The sequence below is a fragment of the Paraburkholderia sp. CHISQ3 genome (assembly GCF_030464945.1).
Classification (GTDB): domain Bacteria; phylum Pseudomonadota; class Gammaproteobacteria; order Burkholderiales; family Burkholderiaceae; genus Paraburkholderia; species Paraburkholderia megapolitana.
This window is the reverse complement of sequence record NZ_JALPRG010000005.1, coordinates 21,848-41,981: the sequence shown is the minus strand read 5'-3', so window position 1 is coordinate 41,981 and position 20,134 is coordinate 21,848. Positions and strand designations below refer to the sequence as shown.

General features: G+C 62.9%; 21 protein-coding genes. 12 read left to right on the top strand and 9 right to left on the bottom strand.

What is annotated here, in order from left to right; translation table 11 throughout:
- The first annotated feature begins 3 nt into the window (after positions 1-3).
- Both M0D65_RS12880 and M0D65_RS12875 read left to right on the top strand, forming a co-directional pair.
- On the top strand, positions 4-1,539 hold the full coding sequence (locus tag M0D65_RS12880; protein ID WP_091007514.1) for a sugar ABC transporter ATP-binding protein: 1,536 nt from the start codon (positions 4-6) through the stop codon (positions 1,537-1,539).
- An 18-nt stretch (positions 1,540-1,557) separates the two neighbouring features.
- A complete protein-coding gene (locus M0D65_RS12875) occupies positions 1,558-2,601 on the top strand; it encodes an ABC transporter permease (protein ID WP_266252994.1) in 1,044 nt (347 codons plus the stop codon).
- A 488-nt stretch (positions 2,602-3,089) separates the two neighbouring features.
- On the opposite strand, the gene M0D65_RS12870 is transcribed toward M0D65_RS12875, so the two are convergent.
- Both M0D65_RS12870 and M0D65_RS12865 read right to left on the bottom strand, forming a co-directional pair.
- A complete protein-coding gene (locus M0D65_RS12870) occupies positions 3,090-3,281 on the bottom strand; it encodes a hypothetical protein (RefSeq protein WP_266252993.1) in 192 nt (63 codons plus the stop codon).
- 532 nt (positions 3,282-3,813) lie between these two features.
- The gene (locus M0D65_RS12865; protein WP_266252992.1) at positions 3,814-4,539 is read right to left on the bottom strand and encodes a DeoR/GlpR family DNA-binding transcription regulator; all 726 of its coding nucleotides are present in this window, start codon (positions 4,537-4,539) and stop codon (positions 3,814-3,816) included.
- Positions 4,540-4,826: 287 nt separating this feature from the next.
- Between M0D65_RS12865 and M0D65_RS12860 the strand changes: the two genes are divergently transcribed.
- The gene (locus M0D65_RS12860; protein ID WP_091007499.1) at positions 4,827-5,258 is read left to right on the top strand and encodes a DoxX family protein; all 432 of its coding nucleotides are present in this window, start codon (positions 4,827-4,829) and stop codon (positions 5,256-5,258) included.
- Between the two features lie 69 nt (positions 5,259-5,327).
- Entirely contained in the window at positions 5,328-5,603 is a 276-nt protein-coding gene (locus tag M0D65_RS12855; RefSeq protein ID WP_091008855.1) for a hypothetical protein, read from the top strand.
- Positions 5,604-5,664: 61 nt separating this feature from the next.
- On the opposite strand, the gene M0D65_RS12850 is transcribed toward M0D65_RS12855, so the two are convergent.
- The 3 genes from M0D65_RS12850 to M0D65_RS12840 all read right to left on the bottom strand — a co-directional run bounded on the left by M0D65_RS12850 (position 5,665) and on the right by M0D65_RS12840 (position 9,458).
- A complete protein-coding gene (locus M0D65_RS12850; protein WP_266252991.1) occupies positions 5,665-7,125 on the bottom strand; it encodes an MFS transporter in 1,461 nt (486 codons plus the stop codon).
- A 142-nt stretch (positions 7,126-7,267) separates the two neighbouring features.
- Positions 7,268-8,422 (bottom strand): branched-chain amino acid ABC transporter substrate-binding protein, encoded by a 1,155-nt coding sequence (locus M0D65_RS12845; RefSeq protein WP_266252990.1) that lies wholly within the window; start codon positions 8,420-8,422, stop codon positions 7,268-7,270.
- Positions 8,423-8,552: 130 nt separating this feature from the next.
- Positions 8,553-9,458 carry a dihydrodipicolinate synthase family protein gene (locus M0D65_RS12840; RefSeq protein ID WP_266252989.1) on the bottom strand — a complete coding sequence of 302 codons (906 nt, stop codon included), beginning with the start codon at positions 9,456-9,458 and terminating at the stop codon, positions 8,553-8,555.
- A gap of 235 nt (positions 9,459-9,693) precedes the next feature.
- Here M0D65_RS12840 and M0D65_RS12835 point away from each other — a divergent pair, with 235 nt between their 5' ends.
- The 6 genes from M0D65_RS12835 to M0D65_RS12810 all read left to right on the top strand — a co-directional run bounded on the left by M0D65_RS12835 (position 9,694) and on the right by M0D65_RS12810 (position 14,678).
- Positions 9,694-10,641, top strand: coding sequence for a 4-hydroxyproline epimerase (locus M0D65_RS12835; protein ID WP_266252988.1), 948 nt, complete (start codon positions 9,694-9,696; stop codon positions 10,639-10,641).
- 8 nt (positions 10,642-10,649) lie between these two features.
- Positions 10,650-11,807, top strand: coding sequence for an FAD-binding oxidoreductase (locus M0D65_RS12830; protein ID WP_266252986.1), 1,158 nt, complete (start codon positions 10,650-10,652; stop codon positions 11,805-11,807).
- Complete coding sequence (locus tag M0D65_RS12825) at positions 11,804-12,067, top strand: (2Fe-2S)-binding protein (RefSeq protein WP_266252985.1); 264 nt, start codon at positions 11,804-11,806, stop codon at positions 12,065-12,067. The genes M0D65_RS12830 and M0D65_RS12825 overlap by 4 nt, the downstream gene beginning before the upstream one ends.
- Complete coding sequence (locus M0D65_RS12820; RefSeq protein WP_266252984.1) at positions 12,064-13,362, top strand: FAD-dependent oxidoreductase; 1,299 nt, start codon at positions 12,064-12,066, stop codon at positions 13,360-13,362. The genes M0D65_RS12825 and M0D65_RS12820 overlap by 4 nt, the downstream gene beginning before the upstream one ends.
- A 252-nt stretch (positions 13,363-13,614) precedes the next feature.
- Positions 13,615-14,331, top strand: coding sequence for an AraC family transcriptional regulator (locus M0D65_RS12815; RefSeq protein ID WP_266253397.1), 717 nt, complete (start codon positions 13,615-13,617; stop codon positions 14,329-14,331).
- 11 nt (positions 14,332-14,342) lie between these two features.
- The gene (locus tag M0D65_RS12810; RefSeq protein WP_266252983.1) at positions 14,343-14,678 is read left to right on the top strand and encodes a hypothetical protein; all 336 of its coding nucleotides are present in this window, start codon (positions 14,343-14,345) and stop codon (positions 14,676-14,678) included.
- A gap of 86 nt (positions 14,679-14,764) precedes the next feature.
- On the opposite strand, the gene M0D65_RS12805 is transcribed toward M0D65_RS12810, so the two are convergent.
- The 3 genes from M0D65_RS12805 to M0D65_RS12795 form a co-directional block, all read right to left on the bottom strand.
- On the bottom strand, positions 14,765-15,025 hold the full coding sequence (locus M0D65_RS12805) for a hypothetical protein (RefSeq protein WP_091007474.1): 261 nt from the start codon (positions 15,023-15,025) through the stop codon (positions 14,765-14,767).
- A gap of 134 nt (positions 15,026-15,159) precedes the next feature.
- Positions 15,160-15,489, bottom strand: coding sequence for a hypothetical protein (locus M0D65_RS12800; protein ID WP_096724759.1), 330 nt, complete (start codon positions 15,487-15,489; stop codon positions 15,160-15,162).
- 187 nt (positions 15,490-15,676) lie between these two features.
- Positions 15,677-16,864, bottom strand: a complete 1,188-nt coding sequence (locus M0D65_RS12795; RefSeq protein WP_266252982.1) for a porin — start codon at positions 16,862-16,864, stop codon at positions 15,677-15,679.
- A gap of 188 nt (positions 16,865-17,052) precedes the next feature.
- Between M0D65_RS12795 and M0D65_RS12790 the strand changes: the two genes are divergently transcribed.
- The gene (locus M0D65_RS12790) at positions 17,053-17,904 is read left to right on the top strand and encodes a shikimate dehydrogenase (RefSeq protein ID WP_266252981.1); all 852 of its coding nucleotides are present in this window, start codon (positions 17,053-17,055) and stop codon (positions 17,902-17,904) included.
- Positions 17,905-18,024: 120 nt separating this feature from the next.
- A complete protein-coding gene (locus M0D65_RS12785; protein WP_266252980.1) occupies positions 18,025-19,326 on the top strand; it encodes an MFS transporter in 1,302 nt (433 codons plus the stop codon).
- A gap of 15 nt (positions 19,327-19,341) precedes the next feature.
- On the opposite strand, the gene M0D65_RS12780 is transcribed toward M0D65_RS12785, so the two are convergent.
- Complete coding sequence (locus tag M0D65_RS12780) at positions 19,342-20,016, bottom strand: TetR/AcrR family transcriptional regulator (protein WP_266252979.1); 675 nt, start codon at positions 20,014-20,016, stop codon at positions 19,342-19,344.
- Between the last annotated feature and the right edge of the window lie 118 nt (positions 20,017-20,134).

The window sequence follows — 20,134 nt, the reverse complement described above, 5'->3', positions numbered from 1 at the left end:
GTCATGACGAATCAAGCGGTCACATCCACGCCGTTCCTGCAAGTGGTCGGCGTACATAAACGGTTCACAGGCGTGCATGCGCTGCGCGGCGTGAGCCTGTCGTTCGAGCGCGGGCAGATCTATCACCTGCTCGGCGAGAACGGCTGCGGCAAGAGCACGCTGATCAAGATCATCTCCGGCGCGCAGCCGCCCGACGAAGGCGAACTGATCGTCGAAGGTGTGCGGCACGCGCGATTGAGCGCGCTCGAAGCGCTCGCGGCGGGCATCGAAACGGTCTATCAGGATCTCTCGTTGCTGCCGAACATGAGCGTCGCCGAAAACGTCGGGCTGACCTCGGAACTTGCAGAACACGGCGGACGTCTCGCGCGAACCTTCGATCGTCGTGCACTGGCTCGCACGGCGGCGCGCGCGCTGCAGTCGGTCGGCCTGCCTGGCGATGCTGCGTTTCTCGGCACACTGGTCGAACAGCTGCCGCTCGCGACGCGCCAACTGGTGGCGATCGCGCGTGCGATTGCGAGCGAGGCGCGCTTCGTCATCATGGACGAACCGACAACCTCGCTCACGCAAAAGGAAGTCGACAACCTGATCGCCGTGCTCGCGAATCTGCGCGCGCAGGGTGTCACGGTGCTGTTCGTCAGCCACAAGCTCGACGAGTGTTATGCGATTGGCGGCGAGGTCATCGTGCTGCGCGACGGCCAGAAGATGGCGCAGGGACCGATTGCAAACTATACGAAGGCGCAGATCAGCGAACTGATGACAGGGCGCCATCTGTCGACCGAACGTTACCGCGAAGGCGGCCTTGGTCAGGACATCGTGCTCGACGTGCGCGGCCTGTCGCGCGCGGGGCAATTCAGCGACGTGACGTTCGCGCTGCACCGCGGTGAGATTGTCGGCGTGACGGGGTTGCTCGATTCGGGCCGCAACGAACTGGCGCGCGCGCTTGCCGGCGTGGCGCCAGCGCAGAGCGGGACGGTCGTGCTCGAAGGCCGGCCGATCAGATTGCGCACACCTTCGGATGCGCGCCAGCAGCGAATCGGTTACGTGCCGGAAGACCGCCTGAACGAAGGGCTGTTTCTCGACAAATCGATTCGCGACAACGTGATCACGGCGCTGATCACGAACCTGCGCGACCGCTTCGGCCAGGTCGACAGCAAGCGCGCGCAGGCACTTGCCGAGCAGACGGTGAACGATCTGCAGATCGCGACGCCGGGCGTCGACAAGCCGGTGCAATCGCTGTCCGGCGGCAACCAGCAGCGCGTGCTGATCGGCCGCTGGCTCGCAATCGATCCGCACGTGCTGATCCTGCATGGACCGACGGTCGGTGTCGACGTGGGCTCGAAGGACATCATCTACCGGATCATGCAGCAACTATCGAAGCGCGGCATCGGCATCATTCTGATCAGCGACGATCTGCCTGAGCTGCTGCAAAACTGCGACCGCATTCTGTTGATGAAGAAAGGACGCGTGGCCAATGAGTACCGTGCGGACGAGCTGGACGAGGCGGGGCTGTACCGTGCGTTGCTGTCGGACGCAGCATAATCGAGGACGTTATCCAGCATGAATTCGCGTACCGACCCGACCATGAGCCCGCCCCCCGTCATCGACGTTGCGCCGCGAGTCAAATCGCCGAGCCTCGGCACGAGGCTGACGCGCAATCCCGAATGGTTCACGATGGCGTTGATCGTGGTGATCTGTGTGATTGTCGGGGCGATCAATCCGCGCTTCTTCCAGCTCGCGACGCTGTTCGATCTGTTGCACTCGGCGACGACGATGTCGTTGTTTGCGCTGGGGACGCTCGTGGTGCTCGCGTCGGGCGGTATCGATGTGTCGTTCACAGCGATCGGCGCGTTGACGATGTATTCGATCACCAAGGCTGTGTTCGCGTGGTGGCCGGACGCACCGTTTGCATTGATCCTGCTGCTGGGTGCGCTGGGCGGTGTCGTGCTCGGTGTGATCAACGGGTTGCTGGTGCACCGGTTGAAGGCGCCTTCGCTGATCGTGACGATCGGCACACAGTATCTGTACCGCGGCATCCTGCTGACCTTTGTCGGGACGACGTTCTTTATGAACATCCCGCACAGCATGGACCGGTTCGGTCGCGTGCCGCTGTTTTTCTATCACACCGCCGATGGGTTGCGCGCGGTGCTGCCGGTTTCGGTGGTGGCGCTGTTTCTCGCCGCGGGGGTGACGTGGTGGCTTTTGAACCGCACGATGATGGGGCGTGGTGTGTACGCGATGGGCGGCAGTCTCGCGATTGCGGAACGGCTTGGCTACAACCTGCGGGCGATTCATCTTTTTGTGTTTGGTTATACGGGGATGCTGGCGGGTATCGCGGGCATCTTGCATGTGTCGAATAATCGCCTCGCGAATCCGTTCGATCTGGTGGGTTCGGAACTCGATGTGATTGCGGCTGTGATACTGGGTGGGGCACGGATTACGGGGGGCACCGGGACGGTTGCGGGGACCTTGCTGGGGGTGGTGCTGGTGACGCTGATCAACAGCGTATTGATACTGGTTGGGGTGCCGAGTACCTGGCAGAAGGTGATTGTCGGGGCGTTCATCCTGATTGCCGGGACTATGTTTGCTTTTCAGCGGAGGTGATTTTTTGCTTCAGATTTCTCCGTGCATTTTCGTTTTGTTTTTGCTGTCCTCTCTTTTTCTCTCAGTGGTTGATTTCTCTCTCGCTGGTTGACGGTCCCTCGGCTGTCATCCGGCGATTTTTTTGTTTTTGCCTTGGCAGGCGGCTATCTTTTGCCTGGGCGGCGGCTTTTGATTTTGTGCTTTGGCGTTTGCCTGAGCCGGCGGCTTCACGTTAGCGCCTCGCGGCGCAGGCGTTGCCCCTGTGCGGGGCGGCACCTTCTTTCTTTGCCGCGGCAAAGAAAGAAGGCAAAGAAAGCCGCTCGAGACGTTACCGAGTCCTTTCCATGTGTAGCCCTCGTGGCCCGCACCTAAGTGTCACCCTCGCACTGAAACGATGGTGGTCCGAGACGAGACCATCTCTCGCACCGCAACCGTTAGTGACCAGGCCGTCATTCATCCCGCTCGCACGACGTGCTCGCGGTCGGGTAACCATAGGGGGACGGCGGGTGTTAGCCCTCCCGCTTGCTGGTAATAAGCACAATGACCAGAGCGACAACCAGGCATGCGAGTCCGGCACTGCCATTCAGCAGGTCGCCCCAACCGGGTCCTAGCGTCGCGGCCATCGCATTGAAAGGATGAAATAGCTCTATCAGGACTCCGATGGCAATAAGAATGAGCGGTAGCACAAGTTTGCGTGGCATGGTCTTCCTCCGTTCTGGCTGGCAACACATGACGGGACTGCTCGATTCGTATCGAGGCCCGTCAATTCTGCTACTGCACACACGGACGTGTCGACATCGCGGGCAAGAAGCCGAGATCGAACACGAAGGAGGCACCAAACAAAGCCGAGGTGGATTATGCCCATCGGCGGCGAAGCGCGCCGGAACGGATGACGGCCTTGTCACTGCCGCCAAAGGTGCGAGGTGTGATCTCGTCTCGGACCACTATCGTGTCATTGCGAGGTCGACACTTAGGTGCGGGCCACGAAGGCCACATATGGAAATGACCCGGTAACGTTTCGAGCGGCTTTCTTTGCCTTCTTTCTTTGCCGCGGCAAAGAAAGAAGGTGCCGCCCCGCACAGGGGCAACGCCTGCGCCGCGAGGCGCTAACAAGAAGCCGCCTGCACAGGCAAACAAACCAGCCGCGAGGCGCTAACAAGAAGCCGCCTGCACAGGCAAACAAACCAGCCGCGAGGCGCAAAAAAAAAGCCGCCTGCACAGGTAGAAAAAAAATCACTTCCGCTTTCGAATCTCCTGCCCCTTCTCCGTAATGATCGAATCGAAATCGTCGATCTGCGAAAACCTCACCGCCTTCAACAAACCAAACTTGCTCGTATCCACCACGAGATGCCGCTCCACCGCGCTCGCCATCGCCGCTTGCTTCAACGCCACCTCGTGAAAATTCCAGCACGTCACACCGCGCTCCACATCGACCCCGCCCGCAGAGATGAACGCCTTGTTGATCCCCATGCGTCGCAATGTCTCGAGACTCTCATCGCCCGCAAACGAATCCGACGACGGAACATACACCCCGCCCAGCAAGATCATCCGCACATTCGGCTTGCGCCGCAAAATCTCCGCCACGTTCAGCGAGTAACACACCACCGTCACGTGCCGCTCCGCAGGAATCAATCGCGCCAGCGTCGTCAACGTCGTACCGCAATCGATAAACAACGTCTCGTTATCGCCAATCAGTTTCGCCGCATACGCCGACGCATCCGCCTTCGCCTGCGCGAAATGATCCTTCTCCTGCTCCAGCGAATAACCGGCCGTGTTCGGCACATCGGTCGCGCTGACGATATACCCGCCCAGATACGTGAAATGCCCAGGGCTCGCCGCAATATCGCGGCGTACCGTCATTTCCGATACCCCAAGCAAGGTGGCGGCATCGCGCAGACGCATCACGTTCTGTCTCGCCAGTGCGTCGGCGAGCGCCCGCAGGCGTTCGGATTTCAGCATGGTGGTCCCGGTGACAACGCGTCACTACGCGTCAGGTTGTGAAGGTGTGAGCGCGTTATGTTTCGCTCGATTTCATGAAAAGATTATAACAAGCAGATGCACGTGCGGGTCACGTGTTTTTAGGCGATTTTCACGGCTTTTCGACCCGGGGGCCGCATGGCACGGGCGTTCGCGGCGTACGGTTTCACTTGGAAAAGGTGGGTAATGCACATATGCTGACGTCAGCGCCCGGGAACTGCCGCAGCGCTTCCCGGTCTTCTGCTTAATTCATTACAGGAGCCCCCCTCATGACGCGTCCCGTCGATTCCGGCGTAATCTTCATTGCACGCCTTGCTCTCGCTGTGTTGTTCCTGTGGGGCGGCGTGACGAAACTGCTCGGATACGCGGGCTTTGTCAGCTACATGCAATCGAAGGGCGTGCCGGTCGTGCAGATCGCCGCACCGATCGCCGTCGCGGTCGAAACGCTCGGTGGTTTGTTCCTCGTGCTCGGCTTCAAGATCCGTCCGCTCGGCTTCATCCTGGCCGTCTATACGATCGCGACTGCGGTCCTCGGGCACGACTTCTGGAATATCACCGACCCCGTCATGCAGCACGACATGCTGATCCATTTCCTGAAGAACGTGGGCATCGCCGGCGGGTTCCTGTTGCTCTGCACGACGGGGGCGGGGCGTATCAGCATCGACGGTGCGCGCGCACCGCGTAGCGGTCTCGGCAGGTAATCAGATAACGCGGGCACGGTTCGCCGCGCGCGATGTTTGCAAATGCGGTTCTGCATTGGGAGTGACGTGATGATTCAAAGTTTTGAGCAGACGATCGGTGGCGAGGTGAAGGCATTCTGCGCGAGCCTCGGCGAAGGGCCGACGTCGCACAATCGTGTGATTATCAGCGAGGCCGATTCGGCACTGACGCTCGTCGTGTTCGATGCATCTGGATTTTTCGGTGCGTTGAAGGCCGAGATCGAGCAACCGGCACAACTGATCGCAAATGCGATCAGCAAGGCAAAGAGCGAAGGGTTGATAGAGCGCGCACTGAGCTCGGGCGAAGTCCAGGAGGCTGCGCTGTAGTTTCATCTGTCATGGCACCCACGATGCATACGTATCGTGGGTGTTGGTTCTTGGTACGCGACTACGTCGCGGTACGCGCATCCGTCTTCGTCGCGTGTCGTGCATGCGGCTCGGGATGCACCAGGCACCCGAGCACTGCGCCGATCAGCAGCAGTCCCGCCGACACCGCGGTCGCAGCCTGCACCCCAAACACAATATGCGCGACACCGGCCCCGCTTGCGAGTGCGCCGAAGGTCGCGACGCCAACCGCGCCGCCGGCCTGGCGCGCGGTATTAAGAATGGCGGACGCGGTACCGGCACGCTGCGGTTCGACGCTCGCGAGCACAGCGGTGGTCATCGCAGGGACCGCGAGGCCCATACCCGAAGGGATCAACAGGAACGGCACCAGTAGCCCGACCAGCGACGTATCGGCATTCACGAAATGCAGCAGCCAATAGCCGAGCGCCGCGGTCAACGCACCGACAATCATCGGCACACGCACGCCATATCGCGCGACAACCCAGCCGCTCGCGACGTTCGAGATCAGAAACCCGCCGGTGAGCGGCAGGAACGCGAGACCGGCCTGCAACGGCGTGTCACCACGTACGCGTTGCAGATACAGGCTCAGTACGAACACGACGCCGTAGTAAGTCAGGTTCACACAGATACCGAATAGCACCGAAGCGCTGAAGGTGCGGTTGCCGAACAGCGGCAGCGGCATCATCGGGGCGCGCACCCGGCGTTCGACTGCGATGAAGAGACTCCCGGCCACCAGCGCGAGCACGAAACCACCCGCCACGAGAGGATGCGTGAGGCCAAGTGGCCGCCATTCGATGACCGCAGCAGTAAACGCGGTCAGCGTGACGACTGCGAGGCACTGGCCGGGAAGGTCTAGACCGCGCGGCGACTGCGTCGCGTCGTTGGATGCAGCGGTCGAACGCGCGGGACCCGGCACCCACGCAAAGGTCGCGATGAAGCCGGCCACGCAGAGCGGTAGATTGACAAGAAAGATGCTGCGCCAGCCGAATGCCGCGATCAGCAGCCCGCCGATCACCGGGCCTGCTGCAATGGATATTGCGCCAGCGGCAGTCCACAAACCGACTGCACGAGCGCGCAGTTTCGGATCGTGCCGACACGCCTGATTGAGCAGCGCGAGCGAATTCGGCAGCATCGCCGCGGCACCGATGCCTTGCAGCGCACGCGCGGCCACGAGCGTCGTCGCGTTCGTCGCGAGTCCACAGGCTAGCGACGCGAGCGCGAACAGCGCAATACCGGCCGCGAAGGTGCGACGCGCGCCGAGCCGGTCGCCGAGCACACCGGCTGACAGCATCAGTACCGCAAACGACAGCGTGTACGCGTCGACGATCCATTGCAGACCGGCGACGTTCGCCTGCAGATCCGTGCCGATCCGCGCAAGCGCAATGTTGACGATAGTCACGTCGAGCTGCGTGACAACGAAGGCCACACTGACCGTTGCAAGGATGCGCGCGAGCGCAGGCGTGAACGGGACGTGAGGAGAGGCGGGAGTGGAGGTCGTGTTCATGAGAGACATGGTATAGCCATGTCACAGCCGATGTTTCGGCGTCATCTGAACTATCGATGCGGGTTTGCGTGCGTCTATCGCGCCGCGGCGGCGTGGCACGCCGCCGCGGTGTAAAGCTTCAAAGGCATACCATCGGCGCCATCTAGCTCCTGCCGCCGATCGTATCGATCGGCAGGAACGCGCCTTGCTGCACTTTATAGATCGTCACCGGTGCGTCTTTCAGATCGCCCTTCGAATCGTAGGCGATGTCGCTTGACGTCACGCCCTTCAAACCGGTCTTCTGCAAAAACGGTGTGTAGATCTTCGGATCGGTGGAGTTCGCGTTTTTCATCGCGGTGAGCAGCGCGATCGTGCCGTCGTATGAATACGGCGCGTAGGTGACGGGGTTCTCGTGGAAGCGCGCTTCATAGCGCGTTTCGAAGCCCTTGAAGCCGGGCATCCGCTGGTTCGGCAAACCGCCCATGTAGACGATCGCGCCTTCCGCCGCGCTGCCGCCCACCTTCAGGAACGTCGGTGACTTCGACATCTCGCCGGTGATGAATGCCGACCCGATGCCGAGCTGGCGCATCTTGCGGATCATCGGCGACGATTGTGCGTCGCCGCCGCCGTAGAAGATCGCATCGGGGTTCATGCCCTTGAGGTTGGTCAGGATCGCGGCGAAATCGAGTGCCTTGTCGTTGGTGAAGTCGCGCTTGATCACGGTGCCGCCCGCGGCTTGCACTGCGTTTGCGAATTCGTCGGCGATGCCCTGGCCGTAGGCGGTGCGGTCGTCGATGATCGCTATGCGCCGGTATTTCAGCGTCTTCACGACATACGTACCCATGATGCTGCCGGCCTGCGAATCGCTCGTGAGCAGACGGTACGTTGTCTTGTAGCCGCGTGCCGTGTATTGCGGCGAGGTCGCCATCGAAATCTGCGGCAGGCCCGCGTGGTCGTATAGATCCGAAGCAGGAATGCTGGTACCCGAATTGAAGTGGCCGATGATGCCGCGCACGTTCTCGTCGATCAGTCGTTGCGCAACCGTCGTACCGGTGCGCGGATCGGCCTGGTCGTCTTCGGCTTCGAGCACGAACTTGACCGGCTTGCCGCCGATCGTCGGATTCGTCGCGTTGAAATCGTCGATCGCGAGTTGCGCGCCTTTTTGCATGTCGATGCCGTAGTTCGACTGCGGGCCAGTAAGCGGTGCAGCGAAACCGATCTTGACGATGTCTCCCGACGCTGCATGAGCGACGCCGCCTCCAAGCGCTGCCACCGTCGCAAGCGATGCGACCGCGAAATGCCGTACCTTGAGCTTCACTATGATCTCCCCCGTTATGGATGCGCGACGGCGCGCACGATGTGCGGCGCCGTCGGCGTTGCGTCGACAGCCGTGGTAGTGCGGGTAGTGCAACTGCTGAAACCAGGGCAACTGCGAAAGCGGTGCTGTTTTACAGCGACGGGAGGGTTGGGCGCGCTTCGATCGCGTGGCGGATCAGCGCTTCGACAGCCTTGCGTTCGTCGCCGACGAGCGGCAGACGCGGCGGACGCACAGGCTCGGTGCCAAGACCGACGATCGTTTCCGCGAGCTTGATGTTCTGCACGAGCTTTGCGGAGACATCGAGTGCGAGCAGCGGCGCGAACCAGCGGTAGATCGCGCGCGCTTCTTCGAGGCGGCCCGCTTTCAGCAGCTTGTAGATCGCCACCGTCTCGTGCGGAAACGCGCAGACGAGACCGGCCACCCAGCCATGTGCGCCCATCAGCAGGGCTTCCATTGCGAGGTTGTCGACGCCGCACAGAATCGCGAAACGGTCGCCGACTGCGTTGATCAGGTCGGTCACACGACGCACGTCGCCGCACGATTCCTTGATCGCGACGATTTTCTTTTCATCGGCGATCTCGGCGAACATCTCGGGTGTCATGTCGACGCCGTACGCGAGCGGATTGTTGTAGATCATCAGCGGCAGCGCGCTTGCGCTCGCCACCGAGCGGAAGTGATGCAGCGTCTCGCGCCGGTCCGACAGATAGCGCAGACCCGGCAAGACCATGTAGCCGCTCGCGCCATGCTTTGCACCGGCCTCGGCCTGACGGCAGCCATCGAGTGTGCTGTTTTCGGCAATCGTCAGCAGCACCGGCACGCGACCACGCGATGCTTCCACCGCGATATCGAGCACCTCAAGCTTCTCGTCGAGAGAAAGCGTCGATGCCTCTCCCAACGAACCGCACACGATGATGCCGTCGACCCCCGCCTCGATCTGCGCATCGATGTTCTTCTCGGTCCACTTACGGTCTATGCTGAAATCCGCGTTGAACTTGGTGGTGACTGCCGGCCATACGCCTTCCCAGATATGCGCCACGACTGCTCTCCTGAATGTTTCGGGTGGTATTGAGTGAGTCGCAGTTTAAGCACGGAAAAACAATGCGTCTTGCGCGATTCGCGCGTGCCGCATGACGATTTCGGCACAACCGGCGCGTTGCCGGCGCACGTCGCCGCGGTTACAGCAGACCCGATGCTCGCTTTGTGCCGAAATCGTCACAATCGACGCGCAACGGCGCCAAGACTCGCAGCCGTCGGGTTTCTACCATGGCGGCATGAAAACCCTGAACATCATCGACTCCCATACCGGCGGTGAGCCGACCCGCCTCGTCACCTCGGGCGGCCCGGATCTCGGCAGTGGCACGCTCGCTGAACGACTCGAGCGGTTTCGCTCGCACTTCGATGCGTGGCGCGCCGGCATCGTTACCGAGCCGCGCGGTTCGGACGTGATGGTCGGTGCGTTGCTGTGCGAACCGAACGACCCGGAATGCGCGGCAGGCGTGATCTTTTTCAACAACGTCGGCTACCTCGGCATGTGCGGACACGGCACGATCGGACTTGTCGTGTCGCTAGCGCATATGGGCCACATCGGACCGGGACGGCATCGCATCGAAACGCCGGTCGGCGTCGTCGAAGCGACACTCAACGACGACGGCAGCGTCGCGCTGCGCAACGTGCCCGCGTGGCGATTCCGCAAGGACGTGAGCGTCGATGTACCCGGATACGGTAGTTTCACCGGCGATATCGGTTGGGGCGGCAACTGGTTCTTTCTGGTTGCGGATCATGGCCGTGCGCTCGTGCCGTCGAACATCGGTGAGTTGACCGCGTTCAGCGACGCGATGCGCGACGCGCTTATCGCGCAGGGCATCACCGGGGCGGACGGCGCATTGATCGATCACATCGAACTGTTCGGCCCGGGTTCGCGCGACGGTATCGACAGTCGCAGCTTCGTGCTGTGTCCAGGCAGCGCGTACGATCGCTCGCCTTGCGGCACCGGCACGAGCGCAAAGGTTGCGTGTCTCGCGGCGGACGGCAAGCTCGCCGAAGGGGCAGTGTGGCGCCAGGAGAGCATCATCGGCAGTGTGTTCGACGCGAGTTATCGGCACAGTGGCGACGGGCGCACCGTGGTGCCGACTATTACCGGTCGTGCGTACATCATGGCGGAAGGACGTTTGTGTTTCGACGAGCACGATCCGTTCGCGTGGGGCGTGCATACCGCATGAGCGCCGGGATGGGCTCACACACTATTGCAGATGCGATCGTCGTCGGCGCGGGGATTGTCGGCGCAGCGTGCGCGGCGGAACTGGCAGCCTGCGGGCTGCGGGTCGACGTGATCGATGCGCAAGGGATCGGTGGCGGCGCGACTGCCGCGGGCATGGGGCATCTCGTCGTGATGAACGATTCGCCCGCCGAGTTCGCATTGACCCGCTATGCACGCGCACTGTGGCTCGCGCGCGCACCCGAGTTGCGTGCGCGCGACGCGTTCGTGCGCTGCGGTACGCTGTGGGTCGCCGCCGACGATGAAGAATGGCGCGCGGCCCTCGCGATGCACGAAGCGTTCGCATCGCAGGGTGTAGCCGGCGAGCTGCTCGACGCCGCCGCGTTACGAGCCTGCGAGCCGGCGCTCGCGCCCGGTATGGCCGGCGGCTTGCGCATTACCGACGACAGCATCGTCTACGCACCGACCGCCGCGCAGTGGCTGCTCGAAGCATCGCCGTCCGCGGCGAAAATCCGCGTGCGGACCGGTGCCGAAGTCGTAGCCGTCGATGCCGAAGGCGTCACGCTCGCCAACGGCGAGCACGTGCGAGGCGCGCGTGTAATCGTCGCGAACGGCAGTGGCGCGCGGCGGCTCGTGCCGTCGGTGCCGTTGCGACCGAAGAAGGGTCATCTGCTGATCACCGATCGTTACCCGGGGTTGATCCGGCATCAACTGCTCGAGCTCGGTTATATCAAGAGCGCGCATCACGCGACAGGAACGTCCGTTGCGTTCAACGCGCAGCCGCGGCCGACCGGCCAGTTGCTGCTCGGTTCGTCGCGCCAGTTCGATACAACCGATCCTGCAGTCGAGATGCCGGTGCTTGCACAGATGCTGCGGCGCGCGGCGCGCTATCTGCCCGGGTTGCCGACGCTCAACGGGCTGCGTGCGTGGACCGGGTTTCGGGCCGCCTCGCCCGATGGTTTGCCGTTGATCGGCCCAGCCGGCGATGCCGCGCCTGGTGTGTGGCTCGCGGTCGGCCACGAGGGGCTCGGTGTGACGACATCGCTTGCTACCGCGAAGCTGCTCGCCGCACAGATCCTGCGCACCGATCCGCCGATTCCCGTCGCTCCATATTTACCGCAGCGCTTTGCGCCCGCGCATGACGGACCGGAGATGGAGACGCTGCAATGAATGACGCACGGGTGCAGGTGACGATAGATGGCCGCCTGGTTGTCGTGCCTGCGGGTACGAGCGTTGCCGCGGCTCTTGCGACCGAAGGTGTTCGCGGCACGCGTACGTCGGTGAGCGGTCAGCCGAGAGCCGCCGTGTGCGGGATGGGTGTGTGCCAGGAATGTCGCGTAACGATCGATGGCCGCGCGCATGTGCTGGGTTGTCAGACCGTGTGCCGCGATGGGCTGGTAGTCGAAACGACGGACGGTGTCGCGCGATGAATGAGCACTACGACATCGTTATTGTCGGCGCAGGGCCGGCTGGACTCAGCGCGGCGCGTACGGCTGCGCGCTCGGGCGCGCGCATCGCGGTGCTCGACGACAATCCGCGCGTGGGCGGACAGGTGTGGCGTCAGGGGCCGGCTTATCCGCCGCAGGCCGCGTTGCGCGAGCGGCTCGCCGCGCTCGCCGACGACGCATCGCAGATAACCGTATGGCCCTCGACCCGTATCGTTGCGCCGCTCGATGCGCGCGGTCTGCTGGTGGAATCGGCGGAGCGGGGCGGTGCCACGATTGCCTACGACCGCCTGATTCTCGCGACCGGTGCGCGCGAGCGGCTGTTGCCGTTTGCCGGCTGGACGCTGCCCGGCGTGACCGGCGCAGGCGGCTTGCAGGCGCTCATCAAAGGCGGCATGCCGGTGCGCGGCGAGCGCATCGTGATAGCCGGCAGCGGGCCACTGCTGCTCGCCGCATTCGCGACCGCGCGCGATGCGGGCGCACAGGTACTGGCTGTCGTCGAGCAGGCGCCGCGAGCTGCGCTCATGCGCTTCGGCGCTTCGCTTGCAGTGACACCGTCAAAGCTGTGGCAGGCATTTAAGTTGACGCACGGCTTCGTGGGTTCTCGCTATTGGAGCGGCAGCGTGGTGCGCGCAGCGCACGGTGCGGAACGTGTCGAAGCGGTCGAGATCCGTCGTGCCGACGGCCGCGCGGTGACGCTTGCATGCGATCGCGTGGCGTGCGGTTACGGGCTCACGCCGAATGTCGAGCTGGCGCGGGCGCTCGGTTGTGCGATGCGGGCAGATGGCAGCATTGCCGTTGACGATGCACAACGCACATCCGTCGACGGCGTGTATGCGGCCGGAGAATGCACCGGCGTCGGCGGCGTGGAACTGGCGTGTGTCGAAGGGGAGATTGCGGGTTGGGCAGCGGGTGGCGGCACGGGCAACACATCCGAAGCGGCGCACCTACGCGCGCAGCGTGCACGCTGGCAGCGCTTCGCCGCACGGCTGCACACGGCGTTCGCACTCGGCGAAGCAGCACTAGCGATGCCACCCGACAATACACTGCTGTGCCGCTGCGAAGACGTGACCTGCGGCGAGGTTCGCGCGCAGCCGGACTGGCGTGCGGCGCGCCTGCACACGCGCTGCGGGATGGGTGCGTGCCAGGGGCGGGTTTGCGGAACGGCTGCGCAGACACTGTTCGGTTGGGACGTGGCGCAGTGGCGTCCGCCGGTCGGCGCGACGCGGATCGAGACGCTGATGGCTGCGGATCGGGCGGGGGCACACACCGCTGCGTGAACCCGGCGATCGAACGGGCTCATCAACCGGCGCATCGATCACCACAAACCCCCACGCGCGAGCCCGCACGTCCACCCCGGTTACCCCCGGATTCTTTCACCTGCCGCGCGGCCCTATAATCGGCCGCACCGACGCTCTTCGCGCTCGATAGACGCGCTCCGCAAGATGACCATGCCGGTTCCCCCGACCGATTCGCCGACCTCGCTCGATTCGCTGCTGCCACCCTATCCGGCAGACGCAACGCTAAGCGGTATGCTCGCGCACTTCACGCTGCTCGAACCGATCTTCGATGCGATGCCCGACGTCGTGTTCTTCGTGAAGGACGCACACGCGCGCTATGCGCTCGTGAACCGCACGCTCGCGTCGCGCTGCGGCCAGAAGGACAAGCAGGCATTGCTCGGCAAGACCGCCGAAGATGTCTTTCCGCGCCGCTTCGGCCGCATCTATACCGCGCAGGACAAGGCGGTGATCGATGTCGGCAACCAGATGGTCGATCAGCTGGAGCTGCATCTCTACGCGGGCCGCCAGCCCGGTTGGTGCCTGACCTGCAAGCAGCCGCTGCGCGATGCGGCTGGTCGCGTAGTCGGTCTTGCCGGCATCTCGCGCGATTTGCGAGCCGACGAAGGCAGCCATCCCGCGTATAGCCGTCTTGCCGCAGTCGTCCAGTACATCCAGGACAACTATGTGCAGCCGCTGAATCTGAAACAACTGGCGGCGATGGCGGACATGTCGGTGGCGCAACTCGAACGCTACTTCCACAAGGTGTTTCACCTGACGCCGCGCCAGGTGCTGTTGAAGACGCGACTCGACGCGGCCACCGCGCTGTTGATGTCGCACGACAAGGTCACCGATGTCGCCGCGCTGTGCGGCTACACCGATCACAGCGCATTCACGCGGCAGTTCAAGGCGACCGTCGGCGTGACACCGAGCGAGTACCGCACGCTGCTGCATGGCCACGCGCGAGGCTGAGCGCAACCGACATGGCCGCCCGCACACCCCGTCTACGCTATTACGTGTATGTGGTCTTGCTCGCGGATACGGTCTGGAACGAGGCGCGCTTTCGCCGCGCGAATCCGGAATACCGGTTCGACAAACCGTGTGTCTATGTGGGAATGACCGGGCTCGATCCCGATCTGCGCTTCGACCGTCACAAGGCCGACATTCAGGCGAATCGCTACGTGCGCGAATATGGTGTGCGTCTGATGCCCGAACTCTACGAGGTGTTCAATCCGCTGCCGTACGACGGTGCACGGGACATGGAAGTCGAACTGGGGATCGGGCTGCGTGAAGCGGGTTATGGGGTGTGGCAGGCGTGACGGGTGTAAACAGGCGCTGATGCTGCGCGGCGATACGAAGCCGGAGTTCGGCGCTGGGTGACTTACTTCTTGTTACGTGTTTCCTGTTATCTGATGCCGAGGCCGCGCAGGACCGCGTTGCCTTCCGGTGTCAGACGGATTTGCGGCACGCCAGCATCGGACGCGACCGTCTCAACCAGACCGGCTTCCTGCAGCATCGGGATTTCCGGTTTCGCGAACGCCTGGATCGGTGCGTTCAGCAACAAGAGCAAGGTCGCGAGTTCGTGATGGCTCAGCAGGCGGCGCAGGATGGTTGGCTTTTTCGGGGCGGCCGGCGCAGCTTCCGCGGGAATGTCTCTAGTCTTCATGGGCGCACCTCGTGCAAGTCTGTTCGACGGATGATGCGGACCAAGACTTAAACCATTCTTAAGATCGCCGTGATTCCGCGGCTTTTATCATCCGCCGACCATTACTGACGGTTACCCTGCAGCGCCCGTGCACATTACGATGCGCAGGTTTTGCCCGCGCTCTCGAGCCAGAGGTTTGACATGTGGCGCTTGCCCGCATAGAAGCGATACGTCGTTCCGCCGTTATCGCTGCGTACCTTGACGATATTCGAGTCGCCGAAATCGAGCATCTTGCCTTGCGGGATCGCGCTCGTCTGGAAGCTCGTGTTGTGTTTCGCGGCCTCCTGGGTCAGACACTGGATGACGTCATCGACGGGGCGCCGGGTCAACGTATCGGCGACCGGGTCGCCGGCATCGGGGTTCTGGAACTGTCCACAGGCGGCGAGCAGCAGCGGGACTGACAGGGTAATCGCAAGCTTCCTCATATTCCTCCTTGGTTTTCGATCGATGCGGACAGCGTGAAGTGGAGCTTTACGTCGTAGTGCAGTTTCGCTTCACGTGCCGCCGGCCCAAACGGCCATTATATCGGCCTGTGAATATGGCACCTGGCGCCGCCGGCAGGACAACCGCCGGCAAACTGGCCGCACGATCCGTACCCGGAACGTTAAAGCGCTAGAACGCGACCGCGATACCGAGCATGCCGACGAACTGCGAACTCGTCGACGATGGTGTCGAGTTCTGCGAGTCGCCAACGACCGGCGCGGCATTGACGATATCGCCCGCGCCTTGCGCGCCGAGCGTTTGCCCGGTCGCGTGCTGCCACGCTTCGAGCGCATACAGCGTCGTGCGCTTCGACAGGTGATAAGACTGCTTTAGCGAGTACTGCTGGTAGCGTGCCGCGCTCGAGATGCCATTCGCCCTCGAGGCCAGCGTGTACGAAAAAGCACCGGCGATATCGAATGCAGGCGTGAAGCGGTACACGCCGAGCGCGCCGTAGGTGTTGAAGACGGCGGTGTCGGCGAAGATCGAGCGACCGCCCGCTACATACTCGACGTTCGTGTACGTGAGGCCCAGCATGAGACTGCCGATCGTGTAGTCGCCGGCTATGGCGACGTGCTGGATCGCGCGCGCCGAGATATAGCCCTGGTTCAGTGCCGACGTACCGAAGCTTCCCGTCGATGCCGGATCGAAGCCGGTTGTCGAGCCGGCGTTATCGATGCGCAGGTAACCGGCGGCGAGCCCGATCGGCCCGTTCGAATAATGCAGCGCGCCGCTCAGCGTCTGGCCCTTGCCGGTGCTGCCCGCGATGCCGCCCAACGCGTACATCGCGCTGGCCTGCAGTCCGTACCAGGTCGGTGATGTGTAGACGAGCGCATTGTTGATGCGGATCGTCGTGTCGAGCCCGTCGATATCGCCGGGATGCGCACCGGTCGCGCCCGTCAGCCAGTTGCTCGAGGCGAGCGGGCCGACCAGCAGGAAATACGGCGTGTACTGGCGGCCCATCGTGAACGTGCCGTAAGTCTGGTTTTGCAGACCGACGAACGCCTGGCGGTTGAACAGCAAGCCGCTCGACGACGCCGCGCCCGAGTTCAGATCGTAGCCCGCCTGCAGATCGAAGATTGCGCTCGTGCCGCCGCCCAGATCCTCGTTGCCGCGCAGGCCGAACTTCGATGCATACAGGTTGCCCTGGCGCAGATACCAGTCCGAATGGCCTTTCTGGTTGTTGGCGTACGCGATGGAGTTATCGGCGATGCCGTACAGCGTCACGCTGCTTTGTGCGAATGCCGGACTGGCCACGAGCGTGGCGCCGGCTGCGAACAGCATCTTGCTCAACCGGCGACGGGGTTGTGTCATCTCCATACCTGTCTCCTTACCTTTGTCGTTCAAGCCGCTGATGCGGCGTTTATGAAATCGTTTCCGGAATCGTGTTCCGGATTTTTGTCAAACATACACGTATTTTTGATAAAGTTGTCAAACAATTGTGTGGCCGGTGTTGTGGCGATGCCGGTTCCGAACGGAGGGAATCTTATGCAGCGGGGCAATGCCCGATGAAGTCATCGTTTCTGGTGGGATTGATCGGTAGCGGGATCGGCGCTTCGCTGAGCCCGGCGATGCACGAAGAAGAGGGCAGGCAGCTCGGCTTGCAGTATGTGTATCGGCGGATCGATCTGGATGTGCTGCGGCTCGATACGGCTGCGCTGCCGGCGTTGCTGGTCGCTGCCGAGCGGATGGGTTTCGACGGTCTGAACATTACCTATCCGTGCAAGCAGCAGATCGTTCCGCTTCTCGATGCGCTGTCCGACGATGCGCGTGCGCTCGGCGCGGTCAATACCGTGTTGCTCAAGGACGGCAAGCGCATCGGTCATAACACTGACTGGTCAGGCTTTGCGCGCGCGTTTCGCCGTGGCCTGCCAGGTGCGCAGCTTGAGCGCGTCGTGCAGCTCGGCGCCGGCGGCGCGGGAGCGGCGGTCGCGCACGCGGCGCTGATGCTCGGTACGCGCGCGCTCACGCTGTTCGATGTCGATGCGGCGCGTGCCGATGCGCTCGCTAGCGAACTGCAAGCGCGTTTTCCGGCCGCGTCGGTGGCGGCGGGCGGCTCGCTCGAACATGCGATGGCGCAGGCGCAGGGCCTGATCCACGCGACGCCGACCGGTATGGCGAAGCAGCCAGGTTTGCCGCTACCCGCCGAACTGCTGCATCCCGCACTGTGGGTGGCAGATATCGTCTACTTCCCGATTCGCACCGCACTGCTGGAAGCCGCCGAAGCCGCGGGCTGCCGCACGCTTGCGGGCGGCGGAATGGCTGCGTATCAGGCAGCCGATGCGTTGCGTCTCTTCACGGGGCATGAACCCGACGCGGAGAGGATGTTCGCGCATCTGCAGACGCTGCTGCACCGGTAGTGCCGCGCATTTCGTTAGCCAGGAGACAGCTGAATTAAACCGACACCACCATCCACTTCCACCGAACTGTCCCAGCGAAGCGATACGACGACCGCCTCCGGCGGCGCGGCGCAACCGGCCATGCGTCGCTCGAACGCCCGCTACCGGATGCTCGCGCTGCTGGCGGTCGGTACGATGATCAACTATCTCGACCGGACCGTGCTCGGCATCGCCGCGCCGCAGTTGACGAAAGAACTCGGGATCAACGCCGCGCTGATGGGCGTGATGTTCTCGGCGTTCTCGTGGAGCTATGTCGCGTCGCAGATACCGGGCGGGCTGTTTCTCGATCGCTTCGGCAGCAAGGTCACGTACTTTCTGTCGATGACGCTCTGGTCGCTTTTCACACTCGCGCAAGGGTTCGTAAGCAGTGCGGGCGCGCTGTTCGCGTGCCGGCTTGGACTCGGCGTCACCGAGGCCCCGTGTTTTCCGGTCAATAGCCGCGTCGTCGCAACATGGTTTCCCCAGAGCGAACGCGCGATGGCGACCGGCACCTACACGGTCGGCGAATATATCGGCCTCGCGTTCTTTAGCCCGTTCCTGTTCGCGTTGATGGGTGCTTTCGGCTGGCGTGCGCTGTTTTATGTGGTGGGCGGTGTGGGTATCGTGTTCGGCATTGTGTGGTGGTGGTGCTATCGCGAGCCGCGCGACCATCCGGCGGCGAATGCCGCGGAACTGGAGTACATCGAGGCTGGCGGCGGTCTCACGCAGACGTTGCCGGTAGACGCGACCGGTGCGCGGGAGGGCGGTTTCGAGTGGCGCACGATCGGGCGTCTGCTCAAGCACCGTCAACTGACGGGCATCTGTCTCGGCCAGTTCGCGGGCAATGCGACGCTCGTATTCTTCCTCACCTGGTTCCCCACCTACCTCGCAACCGAGCGTCACATGGGCTGGCTCAAGATCGGCTTCTTCGCGATCATGCCGTTCATTGCGGCGTCGCTTGGCGTGATGTTCGGTGGGACGCTTTCTGACTGGCTGCTACGGCGCGGCCGATCGGCGAACGTCGCGCGCAAGCTGCCGATCATCGCCGGGCTGCTGCTTGCGTCGACGATCGTGCTGGCGAACTACGTAGAGAGCAATGGGGCGGTGATCGCGATCCTTTCGGTTGCGTTCTTCGCGCAGGGGATGGCGGCGCTCGGCTGGACGCTCGTGTCGGACATCGCGCCGGAAGGATTGCTCGGCGTAACCGGCGGGATTTTCAATTTCGCCGCGAATCTGGCGGGTATCGTGACACCGCTCGCGGTGGGCTTCATCGTTGCGGCGACCGGATCGTTCGTGTGGGCGCTTGCGCTTATCGGTGCGATTGCGCTGGCCGGTGCGGCGTCGTATCTCTTCGTGGTCGGCGATATCCGGCGGATCGTGCTTCAGGCTGGCTCGGTGCGCTAATGCATCAATGATGCATTAGCGCTTCACGAAGCGCAGCGTTGCATCGACGATCATCGCGCGATGCTGTTCCCGCAGTTCCGGATGCGACAGGTCGCGGCCAAACGCGGTACCGAACGTGTGCCGGTTGCTGACCCGGTGAAAGCACAGCGAACTGATCAACAGATGCAGGTCGATCGCGTCGATGTCGGCGCGAAAGTCTCCGGTGGCCACACCGCGTGCAAGCAGGTCATGGATCGTCTGGATCGCGCTGGCGTTGAGCGACTTGAACGACGTCAACTGCGCGGCATACCTTGCGCCGTGGATATTCTCGATCGTGACAAGACGTACGAAATCGCGGTGTATGTCGTGATAGTCGAAGGTGAATTCGACCAGCGTGCACAGGCCTTCGACGGGCGTAAGTTCGCTGATGTGCAGGTCCTGTTCGAGCGCGCGGATGTCGCTGTACACCTTCTCGAGCACGGCTTCGTACAACCCTTCCTTGCTGCGGAAGTAGTAATACAGCATGCGTTTCGTGGTGTGCGTGCGTTCGGCGATCGCATCGACGCGCGCGCCCGCCAGTCCCATGGCGGAAAACTCCTGGGTGGCGACATCGAGAATGTTGCGCTTCGTCTGTTCGGGATCGTACTTACGGCGGCTTTCGGATGGGGGACCGTCGGGGTCGGGCGGGGCAGCCTGGGTTGCCTGTTTCATGGTGCGTTTTCAGCGGCGATGAGCGCGCATTCTAGCATGGCAAAATCGCCGATCTGGTTACCGGTCCGGCAGTTTTGAGCCTGTTTTTAACGGTTCTTTTTGCATTTCCGCAGAAGGG

What these genes read in the sequence shown, in the direction of transcription:
- M0D65_RS12880 (WP_091007514.1), top strand. Translation starts at nt 4, where the DNA reads ATGACGAATCAAGCGGTCACATCCACGCCGTTCCTGCAAGTGGTCGGC.
- M0D65_RS12875 (WP_266252994.1), top strand. Translation starts at nt 1,558, where the DNA reads ATGAATTCGCGTACCGACCCGACCATGAGCCCGCCCCCCGTCATCGAC.
- M0D65_RS12870 (WP_266252993.1), bottom strand. Translation starts at nt 3,281, where the DNA reads ATGCCACGCAAACTTGTGCTACCGCTCATTCTTATTGCCATCGGAGTC.
- M0D65_RS12865 (WP_266252992.1), bottom strand. Translation starts at nt 4,539, where the DNA reads ATGCTGAAATCCGAACGCCTGCGGGCGCTCGCCGACGCACTGGCGAGA.
- M0D65_RS12860 (WP_091007499.1), top strand. Translation starts at nt 4,827, where the DNA reads ATGACGCGTCCCGTCGATTCCGGCGTAATCTTCATTGCACGCCTTGCT.
- M0D65_RS12855 (WP_091008855.1), top strand. Translation starts at nt 5,328, where the DNA reads ATGATTCAAAGTTTTGAGCAGACGATCGGTGGCGAGGTGAAGGCATTC.
- M0D65_RS12850 (WP_266252991.1), bottom strand. Translation starts at nt 7,125, where the DNA reads ATGAACACGACCTCCACTCCCGCCTCTCCTCACGTCCCGTTCACGCCT.
- M0D65_RS12835 (WP_266252988.1), top strand. Translation starts at nt 9,694, where the DNA reads ATGAAAACCCTGAACATCATCGACTCCCATACCGGCGGTGAGCCGACC.
- M0D65_RS12830 (WP_266252986.1), top strand. Translation starts at nt 10,650, where the DNA reads ATGGGCTCACACACTATTGCAGATGCGATCGTCGTCGGCGCGGGGATT.
- M0D65_RS12825 (WP_266252985.1), top strand. Translation starts at nt 11,804, where the DNA reads ATGAATGACGCACGGGTGCAGGTGACGATAGATGGCCGCCTGGTTGTC.
- M0D65_RS12820 (WP_266252984.1), top strand. Translation starts at nt 12,064, where the DNA reads ATGAATGAGCACTACGACATCGTTATTGTCGGCGCAGGGCCGGCTGGA.
- M0D65_RS12815 (WP_266253397.1), top strand. Translation starts at nt 13,615, where the DNA reads ATGCTCGCGCACTTCACGCTGCTCGAACCGATCTTCGATGCGATGCCC.
- M0D65_RS12810 (WP_266252983.1), top strand. Translation starts at nt 14,343, where the DNA reads ATGGCCGCCCGCACACCCCGTCTACGCTATTACGTGTATGTGGTCTTG.
- M0D65_RS12805 (WP_091007474.1), bottom strand. Translation starts at nt 15,025, where the DNA reads ATGAAGACTAGAGACATTCCCGCGGAAGCTGCGCCGGCCGCCCCGAAA.
- M0D65_RS12800 (WP_096724759.1), bottom strand. Translation starts at nt 15,489, where the DNA reads ATGAGGAAGCTTGCGATTACCCTGTCAGTCCCGCTGCTGCTCGCCGCC.
- M0D65_RS12795 (WP_266252982.1), bottom strand. Translation starts at nt 16,864, where the DNA reads ATGGAGATGACACAACCCCGTCGCCGGTTGAGCAAGATGCTGTTCGCA.
- M0D65_RS12790 (WP_266252981.1), top strand. Translation starts at nt 17,053, where the DNA reads ATGAAGTCATCGTTTCTGGTGGGATTGATCGGTAGCGGGATCGGCGCT.
- M0D65_RS12785 (WP_266252980.1), top strand. Translation starts at nt 18,025, where the DNA reads ATGCGTCGCTCGAACGCCCGCTACCGGATGCTCGCGCTGCTGGCGGTC.
- M0D65_RS12780 (WP_266252979.1), bottom strand. Translation starts at nt 20,016, where the DNA reads ATGAAACAGGCAACCCAGGCTGCCCCGCCCGACCCCGACGGTCCCCCA.